Genomic DNA, 25,934 nt, shown 5'->3' with positions numbered 1-25,934 from the left:
AGCACTATTTTCTAGTGCGACAGCCCTGTTCTTTTTATAAAAATTAAGTCTATCTTTCTAAAGTCACATCTTCAAATCCTTTAATTTTATCATTAGATAAGACACTCTTTTTAGTCGATTGTCCATTTTTTCTATCAAAGGTATTTTTGGCTTTTACTCCTGATAAAAACTTACCTGCTCCATTAATACATCCTTCTTCACACATCATTCCTTCTATAAAGTTACCTTCTAATCTACCCAATTTAGCCATTGTCATTGTCTTTTTAATTTGTCTTGAACCAGATACTTTTATAGGTTCAAAATCAAAACTAATTCCCTTCTCAGCAATATAGTTTTGTATGGATTTAGTTAGACCTCCAGATGCTCCAAATCCCCTTCCAAAAATTGACCCATCATTTATATCTTCATTTGAACATTTTGATAAATCTATATTAAAGGATTCAAACAATGCCATTAATTCTTCAAAAGTAAGCACATAATCTACTGCATCTTTTAGACATGCATCTGTTGCTTCACTCTTCTTAGCTGTACATGGACCTATAAATACAACTTTAGCATCAGAATCAAATTTTTTTACCAATCTTCCTGTTGCTACCATAGGAGATACTGTAGATGATATTTTATCTTTTTCATCAGGAAACATCTTCTCTATATACTTAAAAAATCCAGGACAACATGAATTTGTCATGTAATCATCTCCAGATTTTATTCTCTCAATAAATTCATTACTTTCATGAACTGTAACTGCATCTGCGCCACAAGAAGCTTCTATCATATCCACAAATCCCAATGACTTTATAGCATTTTTTAACTGTCCATATGTAATATTACTATCAATTTGACCTGTTATAGCTGGAGCTACTATTGCATACATATTTTCCTTTTTGGCAAGTTTTTTCGCAACAGGTGCTATCAAACTTTTGTCAGATATTGCTCCAAATGGACATGCTGACATGCATGCTCCACAATTTATACAATTATCTTCATGTATCATAGCTTTCATAGTATCTCTATTAAAATCCAATGCTCCTGTTGGACAGACACTCTTGCAAGGTCTTACAACTTCAGATATAGCATCATATTGACAAGAACTTTTGCACATTCCACAAGCTTTGCATAAATCATGATTTATATATGCCCTCCCATTTATGTAAGAAATCGCTCCAAACTTACATGCTTCTTTACATCTATGTGCTAGACATCCTCTACAAAGTTCTGTAACTGTAAATTCATTTATTGGACATCTATCACATGCTGCTTCTACTATATATATAATTTGTTCATCTGTATCTAAGTTTACTAAATCTGGATTTATATCTCCATATTTACTATTTGGTGTTAAACTTAATGCAAGTTGTGCTCTTTCAAGAACTACCTCTCTCTCCTTATAAACACAACATCTATATCTTGCTTTTTCTCCTTTGATTATTTCATATGGAATTTTTTCTATATTTTCTTTTGTTAATTTTTCTTCAATTGATAATCTAGCTACTGCTGTTAAAACTTCATGCTTCAACCTTTTTAGTTGCGTTTCAAACTCAAACATAAGTAATCCTCCCCATAAATCACATCTTTTTTGCTATATTTCTACTATTATGTACATTGTATTTTCATTTATTCCCATAAATCATTATAACACAGGCGTATACTTTGTTAAGTTATATACAAAATATTATATATGTAATTTTTATTTTAAGTGTATATAGTTTTTAATTTAAATTACTAAATAAACAAAAATATAAATAAAAATAGAGTTACCCAAAAGTCAACTTGCAACTTAGAACAACTCTATATAATATGTATTTTATACTCGTTTTATTTTTCTAAATTTATTTTACTAAAATCTTTTATCTTAGTATTTGCTAAGACACTCTTCTTAGTTGATTGAGAATTTTTTCTATCAAAAGTGGCTTTAACTTTTGCACCTGATAAGAACTTACCAGAACCATTTATACATCCACCTTCACACATCATTCCCTCTATAAAGTTACCTTCTAATTTTCCTAAGTTTGCCATAGTCATAGTTTTCTTGATTTCTCTTGCACCAGAAATCTTTACAGGTTCAAAGTTAACACCTATGCCTTTTTCAGCAAGGTAATTCTCTATGGCTTTTGTAAGACCTCCAGCAGCGCCAAAACCTCTTCCAAATATTGATGCATCATCTATATCTTCATTTGAACACTTAGCTAAGTCTATATCAAATGCTTCAAATAATGCCATTATTTCTTCAAAAGTCAGTACATAATCCACTGCACCTTTTAATTCTTTCTTAGCTGCCTCACTCTTTTTAGCTGTACATGGTCCTATGAATACAACCTTAGCATCTGGCTCATAACTTTTTATAAATCTTCCACTAGCTATCATAGGAGATACTGTAGATGATATTTTTCCTACATGATTTGGGAATGTCTTTTCTATATAACCAACAAATCCTGGACAACAAGAATTTGTCATAAAAGATTCTCCTTTTTCCATTCTTTCAGCAAACTCTAAGCTTTCATGCACTGTGACTGCATCTGCTCCACAAGCTGCTTCTAGTACATCTACAAATCCTAATGATTTTATAGCATTCTTTATTTGACCATATGTAACATTTGCTTCAACTTGACCTGTTATAGCTGGAGCTACTACTGCATACATTTTTTCATTTTTAACTAATTGTCTAGCTACAGGAGCAATCAAACTCTTATCAGATATCGCTCCAAATGGGCAGGCTGACATACATGCACCACAGTTTAGACACTTATCTTCATGTATCATAGCTTTCATATTCTCTCTATCAAATCCTAAGGCATTAGTTGGGCATACGCTCTTGCATGGTCTAACAACCTCTGAGATGGCATCATATTGACAAGCTTTTTTACACATTCCACAAGCCTTACATAATTCGTGATTTATATAAGCCATTCCTCCGACATGTGTTATAGCACCAAATTTACAAGCTTCTTTACATCTATGTGCTAGACAGCCTCTACAAATATCAGTTACTGTAAATTCATTTATTGGACAACTATCACATGCAGCCTCCAAAATATATATAATTTGTTCATCTTCTCCTATATCCATTGTATCTAAATCTATTTTATCTTGACCTGGTTCTAACCCCATACTTACATTTACTCTCTCAGATATTATGGCTCTTTCTTTATAAACACAACATCTGTATGTAGGTTTCTCACCTTTTATTATTTCATATTGAATATTATCCATTGCTTCTCTTGTAAGGTTATCTTCTTTTCCAAGCCTAGCTATTGCTGTTAAAACATCATGTCTTAATTTGTGTATTTGTGTTTCAAATTGAAACATTTTAATACCACCCCCGTAAATGATTTTATACGATACCATTATAACACAATATTTGCTTTTATTAATATATACATAAAATATTATATGTTTAAATTTTATTTTATCGAATATATATAATGTTTTTATATTTTATTGTATAATAATATTGATATTTCTGAAATTTCACTATTTTTATCTTGAATTTTTAATCGAATATATAATATTTTTTATTATATTTTTTAATTTTACTTTTTATTTGCATTCCTTTTTATTACATTTTTTGCTATTAAATTCATTCATAGTTTAGTATGATTTTGCACTATCTGTTATTATATGATTTAGCAGTTTTTCTTAAATTCTAAAATTAATTAATTTTTTTAAAAATTTTATTTGCTTTTATTTTAAATTTATGCTATATTAATAGAACAGACTTATTTTTTTAGTTTGTATTTTTTAATAAAGCGGAGGTTTTCTTATAATGAAAAACGGAATAGTAAAATGGTTTAACAATGAAAAAGGATTTGGATTCATATCTGTAGAGGGAGAAGACGATGTTTTCGTACATTTCTCAGCTATACAAAATGATGGATACAAAACTTTAGAAGAAGGCGAAAAGGTTAGCTTTGATATAACTCAAGGTAATAGAGGACCTCAAGCTGAAAACGTAAATAGAATATAATTATTTAATTTAAATATATATATTTTAGAAAAGGAGCTATCGTAGGCTCTTTTTTGTTGTTTATTATACTTATAATACATTACAAAAACAAGAAGTTACTTTAAAAAAGACAATTCAAAACATCTTTTTAAAATAACTTCTTTTATTATAATATATTACTATCAAAAACTACTCTATTTAATTTTATCAGATATCACTAAGCATAACTCTCTCAATATTTTACAGGCTATAACTGTTGATACACCTGTAATATCATAATCAGGACTTAACTCTACAATATCACAACCAACGATATTTATATTAGAGTTTTTTATGATTCTAAAAACTTCTTGAAATTCTCTATAATTTATACCACCAGGTTCTGGTGTACCTGTTCCTGGAAATACAGATGCATCTAGTATATCTAAATCTATAGTTAAATAAACATTCTTTCCATTCAACATATTAATTATATTTTCAAAGGTGTTTATTCCTCCAATTTCCATATATGTATGCTTTTGTTCTGTAGCAAACTTAAATTCTTCTTTTGTACCAGACCTTATACCAAATTGAAATATTTTATTATCTCCTACAACATCCCATACCCTTTTAATTACTGTTGCATGAGAATTTTTGCTATTATTATACTCTTCTCTTAAATCTGCATGAGCATCAAAATGAATTACATATATATCATTATACTTTTCATACACTGCTTTAAAAGCTGGTAGTGTAACTAAATGCTCTCCTCCAATCATAAATGGAACTTTTGAATCTCTAACAATCTTAGATGTTTCTATATATATTTCTTCTAATACCTTTTCTGTACTTCCTACACTTATTTCTAGGTCTCCATAATCGCATATACTGTAATCTTCCAAGTCCAAATCTAAAAACGGACTATATGTTTCAAGACCATAAAATTCTTTTCTCATAGAACCACTTGCAAATCTAGCTCCTGGTCTATTTGAAGTCGTTCCATCAAATCCAACACCAAATACTATAAGATTAGATTCTTCATAATTTTTGTCCATACTCATAAAAGTATTCATGTGATAGAAATTATTGTTCATCTAACATCTCCTTTACATATTGAGGTAACATAAACGAACCTAAGTGTATATTACTATTATAATATTTAGTTTTTAAATTTAATTTTTCCCATCCATCCCTATCTTGATTTTCTATTGGACTAAATTTTTTAGAAGCAAAACCAAACAACCAATGACCAGATGGGTATGTTGGTATATGTGCTTGATAGACTTCAGATATTGGAAATATTTCTTTTAACTTCTTATTAGCTCTTTTCATTTCCCTAGCATTAAAATCAAAATAAGGACTTTCACTTTGATTTACTAAAATTCCATCATCACTCAGTATTCTATGACAATCTCTATAAAAATCAGTTGAAAAAAGACCTTCTCCTGGTCCTATTGGGTCAGTTGAATCTACTATTATTAAATCATAAGATTTATCAGAGGCACATTTAACAAAATTAACACCATCTTCAAAATATAAATTAACTCTTTCATCATCTAATTTGCATGAGCATATATCCATATACTCTTTAGATACATCTACAACCATTTTATCTATTTCAACCATATCAATCTTTTCTATTTGTGGATAACGGCTTAATTCTCTTACAGTTCCGCCATCACCCCCACCTATTACTAATACTTTTTTTATGTTTAAATTTGTAGACATAGGAACATGAGTTATCATCTCATGGTATATAAATTCATCTTTATCTGTTACCATCATTAACCCATCTATTGTTAGAAACTTTCCAAATTCATCACTATCAAATACATCTATTCTCTGAAATTGAGACTTCCCCTCAAATAAATGTTTATTTACTTTTATAGAAAATCTTACATTTTCTGTCCATTCTTCTGTATACCAAAGCTCCATATAATAATCCTCACTTTCTCCTATATATTTTGTATTTATACTGCTTCTGGCTTATGAGTAATTTTCCCTAAATCTTTTTTTGAATATTTTTTTATTTTTGTAGTCAGACCTCTTGGAATTTCTGTAGACTCACTTCTTTCTGATTTTAAAAGTTGTTCTAACAATTCAAAACTTTTCCATGGGTCTATATCACCACAAGTAAAAAAATCTGCTGCTGCATAACCATACTCAGGCCAAGTATGTATTGTTAAATGAGATTCTGCAATTATAACAGCACCTGAAACCCCCCAAGGATTAAAATGGTGAAATACAGAATCAACGATTGTAGCTTTTGCATTTAATGCTGAATCATTCATAAAATTTTCTATAAGATGTGGGTCTTTAAGTACATTCTCATCACAATTATAATATTCTACTAGTATATGTCTTCCTAGTGTTTCAAATTTCATTTCAATCCCAACTCCTCTACATATTTAATCTATTCTTATCTTTTCTAAATAAAGCAATTTATTTTATTACAAGTATTCTATCTAAGTTTTTATCTTGCACATCAGTTAGATATACATTGCTATTTTTTAAGAAAATAATATATTCCATAATTTCTTTTGTTATCAATTCTCCTGGAGCAACAATTGGTATCCCTGGTGGATATGCCATTATTGATTCTCCACAAACTCTATCTATACACAAATCAAGTTCTACACTTTCTTTCGGTGCATAAAAAGCTTCTCTAGGATTAAGTTTAATAGTAGGATTTATTTGAACCATATTAAACTCATTTAATGCAGATTCTTTTCTATAGACCTTTGCAATTATAGAGAGTGCTTTTACTAATCTATCAATATCAGACTTATTCGTTCCAATAGATACAAGTGCAAGAATATTGTACGAATCTCCTAATTCTACTTGAATCGAAAAATTTTTATATAATAAGTCATAGACTTCAAATCCAGTTAAATTTAATTCTTTCACGTTTATACATAGTTTTGTTTCATCTATAAATTTGACACCTTTTTGTTTTAATATTTCAGTAGATAAAACTTTTATTCCATCAATTTTGTTTAATCTTGATTTTGCATACCTGGATAAATTTAGTGCTTTTGATAATTGTTTTTCTCCATTTTCAACTAGGTTTGCTCTAGCACCATCTATACTTGCCATAAGTAAATAAGATGCTGATGTTGACTGTAACATATTTATTGATTGAAGAACTTTTTCAAATTTTACATTGCCTCTATTAAGCAAAAGTGCTGAAGACTGTGTCAATGCACCTCCAGTTTTATGTATGCTTACAGCTACCATATCAGCTCCTAGTCCTATTGCAGAGGGAGGCAAATCTAAATGAAATGGAAAATGAGCTCCATGAGCTTCATCCACTAGCACCAAAATATTATTTTTATGACATAGCTCTATGATATTTTCAATATCAGCACAAACTCCATAATAAGTTGGATTAAGAAAAAATAATGCTTTTATATTACGATTTCTTTCTATCTCCACTTTAATTTTTTTAAGAGTAATATTTAAACTTATGCCTAATTTCTCATCAAATTCTGGCTGTATAAATATTGGTATTCCTCCACAGAGTATTAATGCATTTATCACTGATTTATGTATATTCCTTGGAAGTAATACTTTTTCACCTGGTTTTATCACACTCAAAATCATTGCATGTATTGCCTGAGTTGTACCATTAGTTATAAAGAATGCTTCATCAGCCATATATGCTTGCGCTAACAAATCTTGTGCATTTTTTATAACCCCATTTGGAGCAGATACATTGTCCATAGTTGGTGATGAATTTATATCCATTTTCATGAGATTTTCACCTAGATATTTATTTAATATATCTACACCTCTATTTTTTACATGTCCAGGCACATCAAAGCAAGCTATATCTTTTTCTGAGTATTCCTTTAAAGACTCTAATAATGGAGCACATTCATAGCTCAATTCAACTGCATTTGCGAACTCACTATCCATGATTTTGAATTCATCTCCTCTCTATATTCAAATAATTATTGTATTCTTATTTATTATTTCTATTTTTTATTTTTACTTTTATTAAACTCATGATATTTATTATATTAACATTCCGCTACTTTTACAAGTGTTTTTTTGGTTTTATCCAAAAACCCAAACATTAGTCATGTCAATATTTATAAACTTTTTTATTTTTTGTTGTTTATATTAATTTTTTTAAAAATTAGTATTTATAAACTTTTTTGTTTTTTATTTTTTTATCATTTCTATTTTTTTGAGATTTACAAAGCTTTTGAGTTTAATATTTTTAAGTTGTAAGTATTTTATTACTAAACTTTTATATTATTCTGATTTCATATGTCAAAATTTCTGGTTTAGTTAGACTAAATAAATTTCCTATTTTTGTATTTTTATTTTCTGTTAAAATTTATTAAATTTTTTTTATTTGATGAAATAAATTCTATTTTTATAAATAAAACCAGATACAAAATAAAGATTTACAAAGAATAAAAGTTTCTTGATATAACAAAACAACCTTATTTAGAATGGCAAATAGTTAAGGAAGATATTTTTTGTTTCTTTTTATTTCTTATTGACAATAGTACTAATCAGTACTATACTACATAAAGTACCGATTAGTACTATTAGGAGGATATTATGGATATTAGAAAACAAATTAGACTTGTAAACTCTGCTTTAAGCAGTACATTGGATTTATATAGGATATGGGCGAAAAAGAATAAATTGAATTACAATTCTTTGCTTGTTCTATATACCTTGTATGATTTTAAGACATGCACTCAAAAACAAATATGTGATTGGTGGGCTTTACCTAAACAAACAGTTCATGGAATTTTATTTGATTTTGAAAAAAAAGGTTATATTTTAATTACCCCAAATGAAGAAAATAAAAGGGAACGATTGATTACATTTACACCTAAAGGAAGTGATTTCGCTTGCGAGATATTAAAGCCATTACTTCAAATGGAAGAAAATGTAATGGAAGAATTAGGTGAAGAATTGATAAATCAGCTAATTGTAAGTAACACAAAATATTATGAATTACTCAAGGAGGAAATCAATAATGGATAATGTTTTGGCTAAAAAGTTTTCCTTTTGTTCATTATTACAATTTGCAATACCTAACATTGTGATGATGATTAGTTTATCTATGTATATTATTGTTGATGGAATGTTTGTATCACGATTAATTGGCACGACTGCTTTATCTGCTGTTAATATGTTTTATCCTGCAATATGCTTTGAAATGGCAATCGCAATTATGATTGCAACTGGTGGTAGTGCAATAATTGCAAGAAAATTAGGTGAAGGTAAACAAAAAGAGGCACAGGGAAATCTTAGTTTTTTAATTGCTATAGAGGTTTTAATAGGAATTTTGATTGCGATTCTAGGGAATGTTTTCATTGATGAAATTATTTTACTTTTAGGTGTAAGTCCCATTCAGTCTCCCTTAACTATCTGTTATGCAAAAATTATATTTTCATTTGCTCCTGCTTTCTTTCTTCAAACGGCTTTTCAAACATTCTTTGTTACAGTAGGAAAACCAACATTAGGATTAGCTGTTACTTTATTAGCTGGTATTACAAATATTGTCTTAGATTATATTTTTATGGCACCCTTGAATCTAGGTATAAATGGTGCAGCAATTGCTACAGGAATAAGTTATTGTATTCCTGCAATCGTGGGCTTGTTATTTTTCTTTACATCTAAGAAAAATTCATTATGCTTTGTAAAACCTAAAATGGATTGGCAAGTACTTATAAAAGCTTGTGCAAACGGTTCATCTGAGATGGTAACAAATTTAGCAAATGCTGTAACAACTTTTTTGTTTAATTATGTTCTATTAAAATTTTATGGAGAAGATGGTGTAGCTTCCATTACAATCATACTTTATTTTCAATATATATTCACTGCTCTTTATTTTGGATATTCTAATGGAATTGCACCTGTCATAAGTTTCAAATATGGAAATGATGACAAAGAGCAGTTACAGAGTATATTTAAAAACAGTATTATTTTTTTGCTTATAAGTACAATATTAGCAAACTTTTTGATTCATTTGACAGTAACAGAAGCAATCACAATTTTCACTCCAGTAAATAGTAGTGTTTATGATATTACACTTCATGGATTTTTTGTTTACTCTCTATCTTTTATTATTATGGGATTAGGAGTTTTTACTTCTGCAATGTTTACTGCATTTTCAGACGGAAAGACCTCAGCCATTATATCATTTTCAAGAACTTTCATTTTTATTGTAGGTGCTATTCTTATTCTTCCTAATATATTTGGAGAATTTGGTGTTTGGATGGCAGTTCCTGCAGCAGAAGTTCTTGGATTCATTGTGGCAGTATTTTATATATTTAAGAAAAAAGATACCTATACTTATCTTTAAATATATCATCAAATAACACATTCCTGTTGAGTGTTGTATGAATGAGGAAATTTTTTATAAAAAATATAAAAGAGTTGAACTTGAAACTTGATTAAAAAAGTCAGCTTTAAGACAACTCTTACTTATATAATTTATAATATTAAATGCTATAAACTTATAGCATTTTTTGTGCATTCCTTTATATTCACTGCTTTACTCATAATCAAAACTGTTAAAAGCTCTGAAATAGCCATACTTACCCATATTCCATTTGCTCCAAATAACTTAGAAAAAATAATCAATATAATAGGTAAAAGTAAAATTGAACGCAAAGCCCCTATAACATTAGAATGTATTGGCATTTCTATTGCTTGATAATACATAGTTGTTGTTAAATTTTTTCCAATCATAAGGTAAGCTATATTAGCCATATTAAGTGCAACGTATGCCATTAAAATAATCTCTTCATCACCTGTAAATATTTTTATAATCTCTCTTCCAAACAAGAAGCATACTATTGTAAATATTACAGACACAAAAATACTCATCTTCGTTGCCATACTATAATAACTTAACATTTTATTAGTCTCTTTAGAACCAAAATTATAGCTTATAAGTGGCTGAACACCCAAAGTTATTCCCATTAGAAGATTATAAATATTTGTAGTTATATAGTTCACTACAGCATAAGCTGAAAGACCTACATCTCCAACCACTCTTGTTAAAACTATATTATGTGCAAGTATTATTATTGAAAAAGCACACTCTGCAAAAAATGAAGGGAACCCTATTGCAAACAATTCTTTTAAAACATCTTTTTCTATTTTAGCTGTTCCAAAGGACAATTTACCTTTCTTAAATACAAAATGAGGTAGCATTATCATTAGTGTTGATAACTGACCTAATCCACTTGCAATTGCTGCACTCTTTATACCAAATCCAAGTTTAAATATAAATATATAATTCAAAGCTATATGAAAAATTGTCCCTGACAAAGTTGCTATCATTGCAAGTTTTGGTCTTCCATCATTTCTTAAAAAGCTACAGAAAACAAGTCCTAGTAAGTTTGGAAGACAAAAAACAGCATAAAAGGTTAAGTACTCAGCAGATAATCCAACTAAGCTTTCAGTTGCTCCCATAAATCTAACAATATGATTTGAAAAAAGTATACAAAATATTGTAAGAGATACACTACCCAATATTAAAACTTTTATAACTTGCCTAAATATATTTATAGCCCTTTCATCATCTCCAGAACCAAAGTTTTTTGATACTAATGCTCCTCCTCCAACTGCCATTAAACTAGATAACCCTAAAAACACCATAACAAGAGGCACCACTATACTAACAGCTGTAAGTGCTGCATCACCTAGTCCTTTCCCCAAAAATATTCCATCTAATATAGTATTAAATGATGATACAAACATAGCAAGAGCTGATGGTATGGCATATTCTAAAAATTTTTTTATCATTATAAATCACCCCTCTATATATTATTATGATAATTATTATTCCACTATATAAAATATTAATATATCCTCTGAGGGGAGAGTCAAGTTTTTTTGTATACTATTTTTTTCTTATTTCTAACTGAACTAATGTCTTTTCTTTTGAATCTGAGTCTACTCTAGAGAGTATCCATATTTCATTAAAATCACCAACAATTTCTATATTGTTATCCTTAGCATAATCTATTATTTTTTGATAATAATCATAAGCTTTATTCCAATTATCATCATATAATATAGTTAGATATTCTCCTTCTGGCAAAATATATTCATTTTCATAATTGTCTCTTCTTGTAAAATCAACTATGTTATCATATAATAATGTATCTCTTTCTTTAATTACTTTTTCATAAGAAATACTCCCTGAGATTATAGGATAGACATCGTTGTATTTGTCCTGAACATGTAAGATGACATGTCTAAGATACATCTCAAACTCAACTTCATCTTTTGAATCACATTTATAAACACTTACTTTTCTTTCTTTATTGTATTTTACAAATACCTGATTTAAACCATATTCCAATAATTCATTTACATTAGATTCTATATCATTTAAATATTTTTTTACATCTGACAATTCTTTTATTTTATTTTCTATCATTTTTTTCTGCTCATTAATTGTATTCAACATAGATTTTATTGAACCATCTGAATCAATCAATTTTTTTATATCTTCAAGAGTCATTCCCATAATCTTGCAGTACTTAATTACATCTATACTCATAAACTGCTCTCTTGAATAATATCTATATTTATTTTCTTGATTTACATATGCTGGTTTTAGTATACCTATTTTATCATAGTATCTCAGAGTTTTTATTGATAACCCAAAAAGCTTAGATACTTCACCTATTGAAAAATATGTTTTTATATAATCTCCCCCTTTATATTTTGCATTAAAATAATACTATATTCCTATGCAAACAGCAACATAAAATTAATTTTATTTTTAATTAATTTTATTCATATTTTTTTATTAATAATTAACAAAAAACATAAATATATATAAAAAAATAAAGAGAAGCTTTATAAAGCTCCTCTTTATTCCATCTCCGATACAGGTATCGTTTTCCAATGTTCCCTCAGAATTCTTTCAACATTTTCTAAATCATTCTCTTTCATAAATTTTACTACTTCAATATGTTGATTATTACTGTATGTCAACATTTTATATAACTCATCTTCATTATTACTAGTATATGACTTTGACATAAAATTATATCTTAAAGAATTCAATAGATTTATTAACACTTGATTTTCTGATTTAGCTATGTATATATCGTGAAATTCATTACTTAATTTTAAATAGTTACTGTAATTTTTATACTTTATAGATATAGTCATCATTTCTGTTAATTCTTCCATTTTTATTAAGTCTGATTCAGTTAAATTTTGTACTGCTGAAGAACCTGCTAAAGCATCCAATACTCCAATTACAGAATAGGTGTCTAGTTTTTCCTTTTCTTGAAATTCTTTTACAACAAATCCTTTATTAGGTATCTTTTCTAGTAAATTTTCACCCGCCAACCTCGTTAGTGCTTCCCTTGCCGGTGTTCTACTAACTCCTATAGAGTTACAAATCTCAGATTCAGTAATTCTCTGATTAGCTTCATACTCTCCATTTTGGATTTTTTTTGATATATAGTCATATACTTGAGTTGTAAGTGGATCTACCTTCATAAGACGTTCCTCCATATTAAGATTATAAAAGTTAAATCTCCCGCCAACTTTGGTAGAGAGGTTCAGTTTTACCTTACTCATTTATATAATATCACAATTATCATATTTTTTATACTTGTTTGTAATATTTTGAAATACTAAAATTCTTATAGTAATTTAAACAAAAAATGTAGAAAAAGTTTTGATTTATCAAAATTTTTTCTACATTTTTACTTTCTCTTTATTTTTTAAATCAAGTATTTAATTTATTCTAAAAATGCCAAATGATTTTGCTCCTAAATCAATTCTCAATTCATTATTTTCAATTTGTGTAGTATTATTTACATTTTTAGGGCTATACTTTATTGGTATTTCTTCAATAAAACTACCATCTATATTTAATGATATTCTTTCAGTACTCTCACTTCTATTTACCAAAATTAATACTCTATCATTATTTTCATTAAACCTAATAAAAGCAAACACAGAATTATTTTCTGTATATATAAAGTCTGTATCTCCTGAGCTTAAAAGTGTATTTTTATTTCTAATTTTTATAATATCCTTATAGAAACTAAGCATATCTTCATCTTCATTTTTCCATGGATATGTTCTTCTATTATCTGGGTCAACACCTCCACAAAGACCTGCTTCATCTCCATAGTATATATATGGTACACCTTCAAAGGTCATCTGTACAGCTACTGCAAGCTTCACTAAATCCACATCATAATTCAATTCAGTTTTAGCTCTTGTAACATCATGTGTACCAATTAAATTTAAATTAGACTTAAATGATTCTTTTGGATAATTTTCCTTAATCTGCATATATCTATTGCAAAGTTCATATGATTTAATTTCTCCTTTTAGAAAAGAAAACATATTGTTTCTAAAAGGATACCCCATAACAGAATCCAATTCTTTACCCAATAGATAACTTCTTCTTTGACCATAACTAATCTTATTTGACGCATCTTCCCAGACTTCTCCTATAAGAATTGAATCATCGTCAGCTTTTTTTAGTTCCTTTTTTAACTCTCTTATAAACTTAGTTGGTAGTTCATCTGCAACATCTAACCTCCAACCTTTAACACCCATATCTATCCACTTATTTATAACACTATCTTTGTCATATATTATATAGTCCATATAGCTATCTTCTAGTTCATTTATATTTGGTAATGTCTTAACATCCCACCAACTTTTGTACTTTTGAGGAAAGTCTTCAAACATGTACCATGGATAATATGGAGACTCTTTCGATTGATATGCTCCTAGGCTATTATAGTTTCCATACATATTAAAATATTTACTATCTGCTCCAGTATGGCTAAAAACACCATCTAATACTATTGACATATCTTTTTCTTTTGCTTTATTAATAAGCTCTTTAAATGTCTCTTCATCTCCAAACATTGGGTCAATCTTTTTATAATCACCTGTATCATACTTATGATTACTAGATGCTTCAAATATAGGGCTTAAATATAGTATACTTACTCCTAGTTTTTTTAGATATCCAAGTTTGTTGATTATCCCTCTCAAATTACCACCATGAAAGTCCCACCTTATAATATCACCTTTGCTGTCTTTTATGTACATAGGTATATCTTCCCAATTCCCATATATAAAGCTATTCTTTTTAGGATTGTCAATTTTACCATTTCGATTGCCATTATTAAATCGGTCTACAAATATATGATAAAGTATTCCTTCTTTATACCATGTTGGTACTTTAAAATCTTTATAAACAGTGATTTGATATTTATTTATATCATTGTAGTCATACTCACAAGAATATCCATTTTCTCTATTCTTTCCATAAAATACAGTTTTTTTATTGCCATCCACTTCAACATCAACTTTAAAATAATAAAAATAAACACCTGTCTCTTCAAAGTTTTCCATCTTGCAACAGAAACACTTTCCAAGTTTATCATTACTTAATTCTTCATTTAAAGTTATTGTTCTCATTTCTTCTTCCTTATTTATTTCTAGGGAAATAGAATCGACATTATATCCTTCATTTACTTTAACATAAATAGTCAATCTCTCATCAAATTTTAAAGCTCCAAATGGAGCCTTAAAATTTTTATCCCAAGAGTTATATTCTATTATATCTTGCATCTAATCACACCCTTTTAAACCAAATGTCTTTTGCATATTCAGAAATTGTTCTATCTGAGGAGAAAAATCCTGAGTTAGCTATATTAACTAAAGACATTGTATTCCATTTTTCTTTATCTCTATATAACCTGTTTATATCAGCTTGAGCTTCACCATAATTCTCAAAATCTCTCAATACAAAATATTCATCATTGTAAGTGGTAAGTGAATTATAAATGCTTCTTCCTTCTTCACCTAGATTAGGAATAAATCCATTTATTAAATCATCTACTACCCTTTTTATATTCATATTAGAATGGTATAAGTCAAGTGAAGAATATCCACCATACTTATTATAATTCAACACTTGCTCTGCACTAAGTCCAAATAAAAACATGTTTTCTTTTCCTACTTGTTCACATATCTCTACATTTGCGCCATCTAGTGTAGCCAAAGTTATAGCACCATTCATCATAAACTTCATATTACTTGTTCCTGATGCTTCCTTTGTTGTAGTTGATATTTGTTCACTAACATTTGCTGCTGGTATTATTATCTCTGCTAATGATACTCCATAATTCTCTAAAAACACTACTTTTAACTTGTCCCTTACTCTGACATCATTGTTTATAGTACTTGCAACAGAATTTATAAATTTGATTATACATTTAGCTAAATAATATCCTGGTGCAGCTTTTGCACCAAATATAAAAGTTCTCGGGTCAATATTTAAATTAGGATTATCAAGTAACTCATGATACATATGAAGTACATTAAATATATTCAACAACTGTCTCTTATAAGCATGTAATCTCTTAACCTGAACATCAAATATTGAATTTGGGTCGATATTTAAATCGTATTTATCTTTTATAAGTTTTGCTAAATTTGCTTTATTATTATATTTTATATCATCAAGTCTCTGTAAAACAGAAGAATCATTTTTAAATTTTTCAATATTCTTTAACTGTAAAGTATCTTTCTTCCATGAATCACCAATTAAATCTGTAATTAAATTGCTAAGTTCAGGATTTGAACTTATAAGCCATCGCCTATGTGCAATTCCATTAGTCTTATTATTAAATTTATTTGGCTCATCTTGGTAGAAATCTTTCAATACCTCTGTTTTAAGAATTTGAGTATGAAGCTTAGCAACTCCATTTACACTGTGACTTGTAACAATACATAAATTTGCCATGTTGATGTTATCCCAGCTTATTATACTCATTCTATTTATTCTATCTTGGTCATATCCTTTATTATTTAATTCCTCTACATATCTTCTATTTATTTCTTCTATTATCATATAAATTCTTGGTAATAGCTCTTTCATCATACCTACAGGCCATTTTTCCATTGCTTCTGACATTATAGTATGATTAGTATAAGATACTGTTTTTTTAGTTATTTCCCATGCCTCATCCCAAGATAAGTTTTCTTCATCAAGCAGAATTCTCATAAGTTCTGGTATACATAAGGTAGGGTGTGTATCATTTATATGAATTGCTACCTTATCACATAAATTGCTAATATCCAGTTTGTTCTTTTTATATTTTCTTATTATATCTTGTATCCCTGCACTTACAAAAAAGTATTCTTGTTTTAATCTCAATAACTTTCCTGCATAATTTGAATCATCTGGATATAGTACCTGTGATATTTCCTCAGTATAATACTTATGTTTTAAAGCCTCTTCATAGCTACCAGAATAATTTAGAGCGTTTGAAGTAAGTTCACCAAAATCTCTCTTTGGTATCTCACTTTTAAACAATCTTAAAGTATTTATACATTGATTTTGATACCCAATTATTGGTATATCATAAGGCATTGCCATTACAGGAAGGTAATTCTTATGCATTACTTTTAAATGACTACCTTCCTTAAATAATTCTACCTCTCCACCAAACTTCACCATTGCTGCTTCATTTGGCCTTACAGTTTCCCAAGCATATCGTCCTTCTGTAAGCCAGTTATCAGGTACTTCTACCTGATAACCATTTACAAATTTTTGTTCAAACAAACCGTATTTATATCTTATTCCATACCCTTGACCACTTATATTCAAGGATGCCATAGAATCTAAAAAGCAAGCAGCTAATCTACCAAGACCTCCATTTCCTAAGGCTGGGTCTACTTCAGCTTCAACTAAATCATCCAAGTTAATTCCTAATTCAGATAAGCCTTCTCTAACTTCTTCTTCAATATTCAAATTTAGTAAGTTTGATTTTAATTGTCTTCCTATTAAAAATTCAAGACTAAAATAATAAACTTCCTTTTTCTTGTCTAACTTTGTTGCAACCCACTTTTTTGCTATTTCATCTTTCAATAAACTACATAATACGTTTAACAATTGTTCATTAGTAGCTTCCTTGATAGACTGTGCATATAAGCTATACATTTTCACTTCAAATTTTTGCTTGAATTTTTTTTTGCTTATTGTTACCAAAAAAACCACTCCTTTAATCACATATGTCTCTATATGTTTCTATATACTCCTTAGCTGATTTTTTCCAACTATTATCTGTTCTCATTGCATTTTCAACTAATTTAGTCCATTCTTCTTTATCTTTAAATACTTTGATTGCATTTTTCAAACAGAAAAACATCTCATGAGCATTGTAATTTTTAAAACTAAATCCATTGCCTTCACCAGTAAATTTATTGTAAGGCATTACAGTATCCTTAAGCCCTCCAGTCTCTCTAACTATTGGCAAAGAACCATATCTCATAGCTAACATTTGTCCTATACCACAAGGCTCAAATAATGATGGCATTAAGAATATATCACTTGCAGCATATATCTGTTGAGCCAATGATGTATTAAAAGTAATTCTAGCTGATACTTTATCAGAAAAATTAGAATCATAATAATTGAACATTGATTGATATTGATGTTCTCCAGTTCCTAAAACAACAATTTGTAAATCTTCTCTCATAAGTTCAGGCATCATATACGCTATTAAATCAAATCCTTTTTGAGAAACTAATCTTGAAACTATTCCTATTAATGGAATAGATGAATCTTTTTTCAACCCTAAAAGGTCTTGTAGTCTCAATTTATTTTCTATCTTTTTATCAATAGACTCTACATCATAATGAACAAATATATCTTCATCTTTTGCAGGGTCATTTAAGTCATAGTCTATACCATTTAATATTCCTTTTAATTTTCCTGATTCTTTTCTAAGCAAACCATCCAATTGTTCACCATAAAATGATGTTTGTATTTCATTTGCATAAGTAGGACTAACAGTTATAATTTTATCTGCAAAATTTATTCCAGCTTTCATAAAATTTATTGAGCCATAATATTCTATATCCCCATTATCAAAGTATTTTTGAGGTAAGTCCAATATATCATCTAAAACAAATTTATCAAACACACCTTGATATTGCAGATTATGTATAGTATACATAGTTTTTATATTTTTATACCCCTCAAGGGTTGCATATCTCTCTTTTAAAATCAATGGTAACATTCCTGTATGCCAATCATTTATATGTATTACATCTGGATAAAAATCAATTCTACTTATAGCTTCTAAAACAGCATCTGTAAAGAAAGTATACCTTTCTGCATCATCTCCATATCCATATATACTCTTTCTTTCGTCTTCTCTTCTAAAATAAAATTCATTATCTATAAAGTAAAATTTGACTCCATCCAATTCCATTTCTAAAAGTCCACAATATTGATTTCTCCATCCAACACGTACACTAAACACAGCTATCTCTTTTAGTTGATCTTTTAAATAACTTGGTATAGTTGAATATTTAGGCATTATAACCCTTACATCTACGCCTTCTTTTTTTAATTCTTTAGGTAATGCATAAGATACATCCCCTAATCCTCCAGTTTTTGCAAAGGGCCAACACTCTGCTGTTACATAAAAAACCTTCACTAGTCATTCCCCCTTCTAAAAAATATATTTATATGTTTGTATTCTTTTCTACTACAAGAGGATATTTTTCATCTCCTCTTAATTCTTTTCCATTTGATATATTGGTATTTTTATCTAATATTGCATTATATAATTTTGCATTTGATTTTATTACACAATTTTGCATTACTATTGAGTTCTCTATAACTGTTCCTTTTTCAACATTGACCTTTCTAAATATGATACTATCTTTTACAGTACCTTCAATTAGACAACCTGATGCTATAAAGCTATTTTCTACCTTGGCACTATCTGTATAAATTGTAGGCGATTCATTCTTTTCTTTTGTAAATATCTTTCTTTCAGAATATAATAATTCATCAGCAATTTCTAAATTTAATAAATCTTTACTCATTTCAAAATAAGATTCAACAGAATTTACACATTTCAGATATCCTGTATACTCATAAGCTCCTACTTTCATGTTTTCTGCTTCTTCAATAATGAATTCTTCTAGATAACAATAATTGCCTTTATTTACAATATTATATATACACTCTACAAAATCTTCACGTTTCATAATATAAGTTTCCATACATATATTAGCTCTAGGGAATTTACCTAAATTATTTCCAACATTTATTACTCTATTGTTACTATCCAAATTCAAAGTTAAATTACCAGCAAAATCTTTATTTGCATTATTTACATTTTTATATATTATAGTTATATCATTATGAGATTTTTTATGATACTCCAATGCTTTAGAATAATCCAAGTTGCATAGCATATAACTAGGTGCTATTAAAATATATTCTTCTTCACTCTTTTCTATATAATCTAGATTAGCTAAGATAGTGTATATATCACCCTCTCTATGTGAATAAGTATTTCTATACTTAGTATTTTCTGGACTAAAAATTGATAAGCCACCTTTTTTTCTACTTAAATCCCAATCTTTACCACTGCCTATATGGTCTGTCAATGATCTGTATTTTTCCTTTGCGAATATTCCAACTTTAGTGATTCCTGAATTTATCATATTAGATAAAGCAAAATCTATTATTCTATATCTTCCAGCTACTGGAGTAGATGCTATTGGCCTTCCATAGTTAAGCTTGTTTATTGCTGGGTCTCCTTTTTTGTTTAAATTTATTATGCCTAAACATTCATTTCTCATCTTAAAGACCTCCTTCTATTAATACGCATCTAGGTTCAATATTTTCGTATTCAGAAACTACATTTATTTCATTATTTACATTTTTTATCTGAACATTATCATTTATTGTTGCACACTCACCTATCATAGCTTTTTCTATAGTTACATTTTCACCTATTACAACATTTGGCATTATTACTGAATCAATTACCTTACTTCCTTTACCAACAACAACTCCATGTGATAATACAGAATTACCAACTTCACCTAAAATCCTACAACCATCTGCTATCATTGATCTATGAACATTTGCATTTTTACCTATATATTGTGGAGGCATTGCCATAGTATTTGTATATATTTTCCATTTAGGGTCTGCTAAATCAAGAGTTTCTGGAGATTTTATTATATCCATATTAGCATCCCATAAACTTTGTATAGTTCCTACATCTCTCCAATAACCTTTAAATGGATAAGCATACATTCCAACATTATCTTCTAACATTTTAGGTATTAAATTCTTTCCAAAATCATCATAATTTACTTCTGAATTTTTTTCTGCTTCTTTAAAATAACTTCTCAACATCTTCCAATCAAATATGTATACTCCCATAGATGCTAAATTACTCTTTGGTTCACTTGGTTTTTCTTCAAATTCATAGATACTTGAATCTTCATTTGTATTCATTATTCCAAATCTAGAAGCCTCATCCCAAGGGACTTCAATTACTGCTATTGTGGCTTTAGAGCCTTTTTCTTTATGAAATTTTAACATCTTACTATAATCCATTTTATATATATGGTCACCTGATAGTATTAATACATATTCTGGATTATAAGTATCTACAAAATCCATATTTTGATATATTGCATGTGCTGTACCATTATACCAATTACCTTCTTTTTCATTCATAAATGGTTGCAAAACATATACACCACCATTTATTCTGTCCAAATCCCAATGACTTCCCATACCTATATGTGAATTTAATATCAACGGTCTATATTGAGTTAAAACACCGACTGTATCGATACCAGAGTTTGAACAATTACTTAACACAAAATCGATAATTCTATACTTGCCTCCAAATGACACCGCTGGTTTGGCAATTCTTTTTGTAAAAACGCCTAGCCTTGAACCTTGCCCTCCTGCCAAAATCATAGCTAACATCTCTTTTTTCATTTAATGACACTCCCCTCATCTAGTAATTAATATTTATAATTGCATTTTTACTTTTATAAACTCTATCAGTCAATAAATGTTGTGTATAAATTTTGCTCAAATGATACTTTAATAAAAATAAAATAATATCAACTATACAATTGATATAATGTATACCCCATAATATGCTTGTTGACGTATACATTATTTTCCATAAACACCATAGTATTTATTAATATTCAATTCTCAGTTAAAAAATAATACAAATTTTATTTAACAAATATAAGAAACATTTTTTATGAATATTTTATACCATAATAGATATACTTATTTTTTTATTTATTAAATGCATGATAATAAAATATAATTATAAATTTGTTAAATAATTGTCTAAAAAATTTTAAATAATCAATAGTTAACCTTTTTTTCATTAACACTTTTTTGACATCATCTAAACAGTAAATTATAAAGTTACAATTAGGTTATTAGTTTTATTAATAGTAATGTTGCTATTTTTATAATTATGTGTGCTAATGATATAAATAGATTAATTAAAATCATTCTCATTACCTACATGTTTTATATATTATTATATAACACTTTTTATATTAGTAAAGAATAAATTGTATAAAAATTCTGTTAATTTATTTTTATAATATTATTTTTTAAATAAAAACAAAGAAGAAGACTTAAAAAGCTATAAGTCTTCTTCTTTTCAACGTGCATTTTTATACTATATTTAATTAATTCGACCTTTAATTTCCATTTCCTTCTTGTGATAACAAAACTCTTTTATTTTTTTAATGAATCATTATTATCTAAAACTTCTTTTACATCTAACATATCTTTGTTATCATCACTCATAACTTCTTTTATTCCTTTAAATGTTCCTAAGAAGTTAACTGCTTCTGAAGGTAAAACTAGTTTTGTTGACTTACCTTCAGCCATTTTTTCAAGTGCTTCCATAGATTTTAATGCTAAAATATTATTGTCAATATCAGACTCTTTCATTGCTGAAAATACTAATTTTAAACCTTCTGCTGTTGCAACTTGAGTTCTTTTTATCATTTCAGCTTCACCTTGTGCTTTAGCAATAGCTGTTTGTCTTATAGCTTCAGCTTCACCTTCTGCAACCAAGATAGCAGATTCTTTTTCTCCTTCTGCTACACGTACCATAGCTTCTTTTCTAGCTTCTGCTGTTAGTATAGCAGATTGTTTTTCTCCTTCTGCTTGTAATATCGCAGCTGATTTGTTACCTTCTGCTTGAAGTATCGCTTCTCTTCTTTCTCTTTCTGCTCTCATTTGTTTTTCCATCGCAACTTGAATATCATGAGGAGGCATTATATTCTTTAACTCTACTCTATTTACTTTTATTCCCCATTTATCTGTTGCTTCATCTAGGATAGTTCTCATTTTTACATTTATTATATCTCTTGATGTTAATGTTTCATCTAAATCAAGTTCACCAATTATATTTCTTAATGTTGTAGCTGTTAAGTTTTCAATAGCAGCTATTGGATTTGCTATTTCAAACACATATCTAACTGGGTCTGTAACTTTATAATATACAACTGTATCAATCTGCATAGTTACATTATCCTTAGTTATAACTGGTTGAGGTGGGAAATCTATTACAATTTCTCTCAAATCAATTACATATGCCATCTGATCTAAAAATGGTATTAAGAAATGTACACCTGTATCAGCTACTTTCTGAAACTTTCCAAGTCTCATTATTATACCTACTTTAGATTGTTTTATAACTCTTATACAAGTTAAACTTATTGCTACAACTACTACTATTAATACAATACTTAAAACAATTTTAATACCCATACTATAAATCCTCCTTTATTCTATTGATTTGTCACACTAGTTGTAGAGTTTACTTTTTTAACAACTAGTTTTACCCCTTCTATTTTCAATACTTCTACTGTAGAATCTTTTTCTATCTTTTCACCATCTATAGAAATAGCAGTCCATGTTTCATGTTCAACTACAACTAAACCTGTGCTATTTGGAGAAATCTCTTCTGTAACAACACCTTTTTTAGACATCATCGCTTGTAAATTAGTGTTAGACTTATAACCTTTATCTTTCTTTACTATTTTTTTAGTAGCTACAACCAACATAGTTATAGAGATTACTGCAAAAATTAGAATCTGTAAGAATATACTCTCTACAAAGCTACTTAAAAATATAAGTACTACAGCTCCTACACTAAACCATATCAGAGTTAAGCTTGGTGTCAACATTTCTGCTATTCCAAATAAGATTGCTACTATCAACCATATTAATTTCATACTATCTTCCCTCTTTTCATATGAATTATAAAACTCTATATAAATATTATGTTTATACAATGCTTTTAAATGTAAATTTAAACCATAAACCAATAAAATAACTTAATTTTAAATTAATTTAATAGTATTATATCAACATACTTTGTTAAAGTTGTTACAAAGTAGTATCAAATATCATTCACTAGATAAGCAAAAACTCCTTCATTGTTAACGAAATGTTACTTATTAAATCCGTTGCAGTTACTGTATACATTTTCTTGCTTAATTTATCTCCTATATAACCATGTATATACGCTCCCATGACTGTAGCTTCAAATACATCCACACCTTGACCTATAAATGAAGTAATCATGCCAAGAAGACAGTCTCCCATTCCTCCAGTTGCCATACAACTGTTTCCTGTAGGATTTATATATGTTTTTTTGCCATCTGTTATGACAGTTTGATAACCTTTTAAAAGTACAACTACATTATATTTTTGAGCAAATTCTTTTGCTACATCTACCCTATGTTCTCTTATATACCCAATTGAGTCTCCTGTCAACCTGGCCATTTCTCCCAGATGAGGTGTAATCACGAATTTATTTTCCCACTCTAAAAATCTATAACATCTATCTTTCATAACATTTAATCCGTCAGCATCTAATACAATTGGACAATTAGAACCTTCCACTGTTTTGAGCAATTTATCAAATGTCTGATGACTATCTCCCATTCCTGGACCAAAACCAATTGCATTACTAGAACTTAATATTTTATTCAATCTTTCTTCTTCAAAATTTACAGTCATCGCTTCTGTAAGCCTAATAGATGCCTTGTTTTGTACATCTTCTTCACTAATCAATGTTACAAGTCCACATCCACTCTTAACAGCAGATTCAGTTGCTATAAAACTTGCACCATAAAATCCTTTTGAACCTGCAACTATAGATACTTTTCCAAAATCACTTTTAAAACCATGTACATCTCTTATTCTAATATTATTTTTCACAAAATTCTCATCAGTTATGAACTCGTCTTCATGGTATTTTTTTGTAATAAAATCTGGAACACCTATTTTTTCTACAATTACATTACCTATAAGTGAACTAGTGTCATAGTTTAAAAAACCTCTTTTATAAAACTCAAAACTAATTGTCTTATTTGCTTTAATACAAGTTCCTAACACATTTCCTTTATCACTATTTATACCAGATGGAACATCTATAGAATATGTCTTTTTACTATTATCATTTACCATGTCGATTACTTCTTTAAAAATACCAGTTATATCTCTTTTTAATCCAGTCCCAAATATAGCATCTACTACAACATCACTTTTAGATATTGCTTCTTTAAGCATTGTTAAATTTTTATTTTTTATAATATTTCCCTTTTCATTCTTAATAATTTTATCAACTTTATTTTTATTTATATTTTCATCATCTTTTTCAATTAAATCACTTTTATTAATATTTATAATATTAATACCCATATTTAAAAGTATATTGTAGTTTATTTTAGAACATTCACTTAACTTTTCAAGATTTCCTATTAAAAATACTTCTACATCTTTTCCTTTTGTATTTAAATGTCTTGCTATCCCAAGACCATCTCCACCATTATTACCAACACCACATACAACCACATAGCTATTATATATATCTATATCCATATTTTTCATTGCAGATATCACGGCATTTTCCATTAATACAATCATTGGGATTCCCAACTCTGTCACACATGCAGCATCAACGTTTTTACTTAAATCAGATGTACCTATCAGCATAAATCATCACTCCTATAAAGTTAAAGACTTCCTAAATATTCACAGATAAATATCTATTGAAGTCTTTTTAATATCATAATAAAATTACTAAAACTAAAATTTTAAAGTAATCTAAAATAACAAAAAATTTTGAATTAAAATAATTATTTA

20 protein-coding genes are annotated in these 25,934 nt (G+C 28.3%); 3 read left to right on the top strand and 17 right to left on the bottom strand.

Annotation, left to right across the window (positions count from 1 at the left end; translation table 11 throughout):
• Window positions 1–49: 49 nt before the first annotated feature.
• The gene (locus Q3223_RS14235; RefSeq protein WP_407812114.1) at window positions 50–1,546 is read right to left on the bottom strand and encodes a 4Fe-4S dicluster domain-containing protein; all 1,497 of its coding nucleotides are present in this window, start codon (window positions 1,544–1,546) and stop codon (window positions 50–52) included.
• A gap of 269 nt (window positions 1,547–1,815) precedes the next feature.
• Entirely contained in the window at window positions 1,816–3,306 is a 1,491-nt protein-coding gene (locus Q3223_RS14230; RefSeq protein ID WP_054269516.1) for a 4Fe-4S dicluster domain-containing protein, read from the bottom strand.
• Between the two features lie 457 nt (window positions 3,307–3,763).
• Here Q3223_RS14230 and Q3223_RS14225 point away from each other — a divergent pair, with 457 nt between their 5' ends.
• Window positions 3,764–3,964 (top strand): cold-shock protein, encoded by a 201-nt coding sequence (locus tag Q3223_RS14225; protein ID WP_003418660.1) that lies wholly within the window; start codon window positions 3,764–3,766, stop codon window positions 3,962–3,964.
• A 173-nt stretch (window positions 3,965–4,137) separates the two neighbouring features.
• Here Q3223_RS14225 and speB read toward each other — a convergent pair whose 3' ends face one another.
• From speB to Q3223_RS14205, 4 genes are read right to left on the bottom strand one after another with little or no spacing between them, the layout of a single operon-like run.
• On the bottom strand, window positions 4,138–5,016 hold the full coding sequence (gene speB, locus Q3223_RS14220) for an agmatinase (protein WP_167640067.1): 879 nt from the start codon (window positions 5,014–5,016) through the stop codon (window positions 4,138–4,140).
• The gene (speE, locus tag Q3223_RS14215) at window positions 5,006–5,857 is read right to left on the bottom strand and encodes a polyamine aminopropyltransferase (protein WP_054269514.1); all 852 of its coding nucleotides are present in this window, start codon (window positions 5,855–5,857) and stop codon (window positions 5,006–5,008) included. The genes speB and speE overlap by 11 nt, the downstream gene beginning before the upstream one ends.
• 35 nt (window positions 5,858–5,892) lie before the next feature.
• On the bottom strand, window positions 5,893–6,306 hold the full coding sequence (gene speD / locus Q3223_RS14210) for an adenosylmethionine decarboxylase (protein WP_054269513.1): 414 nt from the start codon (window positions 6,304–6,306) through the stop codon (window positions 5,893–5,895).
• A 58-nt stretch (window positions 6,307–6,364) separates the two neighbouring features.
• Window positions 6,365–7,840 carry an aminotransferase class I/II-fold pyridoxal phosphate-dependent enzyme gene (locus Q3223_RS14205; protein WP_054269512.1) on the bottom strand — a complete coding sequence of 492 codons (1,476 nt, stop codon included), beginning with the start codon at window positions 7,838–7,840 and terminating at the stop codon, window positions 6,365–6,367.
• Between the two features lie 657 nt (window positions 7,841–8,497).
• Between Q3223_RS14205 and Q3223_RS14200 the strand changes: the two genes are divergently transcribed.
• Both Q3223_RS14200 and Q3223_RS14195 read left to right on the top strand, forming a co-directional pair.
• Entirely contained in the window at window positions 8,498–8,932 is a 435-nt protein-coding gene (locus Q3223_RS14200; RefSeq protein ID WP_054269511.1) for a MarR family winged helix-turn-helix transcriptional regulator, read from the top strand.
• On the top strand, window positions 8,925–10,256 hold the full coding sequence (locus tag Q3223_RS14195; protein WP_407812113.1) for an MATE family efflux transporter: 1,332 nt from the start codon (window positions 8,925–8,927) through the stop codon (window positions 10,254–10,256). The genes Q3223_RS14200 and Q3223_RS14195 overlap by 8 nt, the downstream gene beginning before the upstream one ends.
• A gap of 146 nt (window positions 10,257–10,402) precedes the next feature.
• Here the strand turns inward: Q3223_RS14195 and Q3223_RS14190 are convergent, their stop codons facing one another.
• From Q3223_RS14190 to Q3223_RS14140, 11 genes are all read right to left on the bottom strand, one after another.
• On the bottom strand, window positions 10,403–11,707 hold the full coding sequence (locus tag Q3223_RS14190; RefSeq protein ID WP_407812112.1) for an MATE family efflux transporter: 1,305 nt from the start codon (window positions 11,705–11,707) through the stop codon (window positions 10,403–10,405).
• Window positions 11,708–11,804: 97 nt separating this feature from the next.
• Window positions 11,805–12,599, bottom strand: a complete 795-nt coding sequence (locus Q3223_RS14185) for a MerR family transcriptional regulator (protein ID WP_227832530.1) — start codon at window positions 12,597–12,599, stop codon at window positions 11,805–11,807.
• A 188-nt stretch (window positions 12,600–12,787) separates the two neighbouring features.
• Window positions 12,788–13,426, bottom strand: coding sequence for a GntR family transcriptional regulator (locus Q3223_RS14180; RefSeq protein WP_054276184.1), 639 nt, complete (start codon window positions 13,424–13,426; stop codon window positions 12,788–12,790).
• 240 nt (window positions 13,427–13,666) lie between these two features.
• Window positions 13,667–15,532 carry a glycoside hydrolase family 13 protein gene (locus Q3223_RS14175; RefSeq protein ID WP_407812111.1) on the bottom strand — a complete coding sequence of 622 codons (1,866 nt, stop codon included), beginning with the start codon at window positions 15,530–15,532 and terminating at the stop codon, window positions 13,667–13,669.
• A gap of 4 nt (window positions 15,533–15,536) precedes the next feature.
• Complete coding sequence (locus tag Q3223_RS14170) at window positions 15,537–17,957, bottom strand: glycogen/starch/alpha-glucan phosphorylase (RefSeq protein WP_407812110.1); 2,421 nt, start codon at window positions 17,955–17,957, stop codon at window positions 15,537–15,539.
• Window positions 17,958–17,970: 13 nt separating this feature from the next.
• Window positions 17,971–19,413: a glycogen synthase GlgA gene (gene glgA, locus Q3223_RS14165; RefSeq protein ID WP_231301403.1), complete on the bottom strand. Its 1,443-nt coding sequence runs from the start codon at window positions 19,411–19,413 to the stop codon at window positions 17,971–17,973.
• A 28-nt stretch (window positions 19,414–19,441) separates the two neighbouring features.
• Window positions 19,442–20,572, bottom strand: a complete 1,131-nt coding sequence (gene glgD / locus Q3223_RS14160; protein WP_054269503.1) for a glucose-1-phosphate adenylyltransferase subunit GlgD — start codon at window positions 20,570–20,572, stop codon at window positions 19,442–19,444.
• A gap of 1 nt (window position 20,573) precedes the next feature.
• On the bottom strand, window positions 20,574–21,734 hold the full coding sequence (locus Q3223_RS14155; protein WP_054269502.1) for a glucose-1-phosphate adenylyltransferase: 1,161 nt from the start codon (window positions 21,732–21,734) through the stop codon (window positions 20,574–20,576).
• A 771-nt stretch (window positions 21,735–22,505) separates the two neighbouring features.
• Window positions 22,506–23,549: an SPFH domain-containing protein gene (locus Q3223_RS14150; protein WP_054269501.1), complete on the bottom strand. Its 1,044-nt coding sequence runs from the start codon at window positions 23,547–23,549 to the stop codon at window positions 22,506–22,508.
• Between the two features lie 20 nt (window positions 23,550–23,569).
• Entirely contained in the window at window positions 23,570–24,016 is a 447-nt protein-coding gene (locus Q3223_RS14145; RefSeq protein ID WP_054269500.1) for an NfeD family protein, read from the bottom strand.
• A gap of 181 nt (window positions 24,017–24,197) precedes the next feature.
• Window positions 24,198–25,784: an NAD(P)H-hydrate dehydratase gene (locus Q3223_RS14140; RefSeq protein ID WP_407812109.1), complete on the bottom strand. Its 1,587-nt coding sequence runs from the start codon at window positions 25,782–25,784 to the stop codon at window positions 24,198–24,200.
• Between the last annotated feature and the right edge of the window lie 150 nt (window positions 25,785–25,934).

The sequence above is a fragment of the Clostridioides sp. GD02367 genome (assembly GCF_045900275.1).
In the GTDB taxonomy this organism is placed as follows: Bacteria; Bacillota; Clostridia; order Peptostreptococcales; family Peptostreptococcaceae; genus Clostridioides; species Clostridioides difficile_A.
Note: the sequence above shows the minus strand (reverse complement) of the source record. Positions and strands in the feature narration are given on the sequence as shown.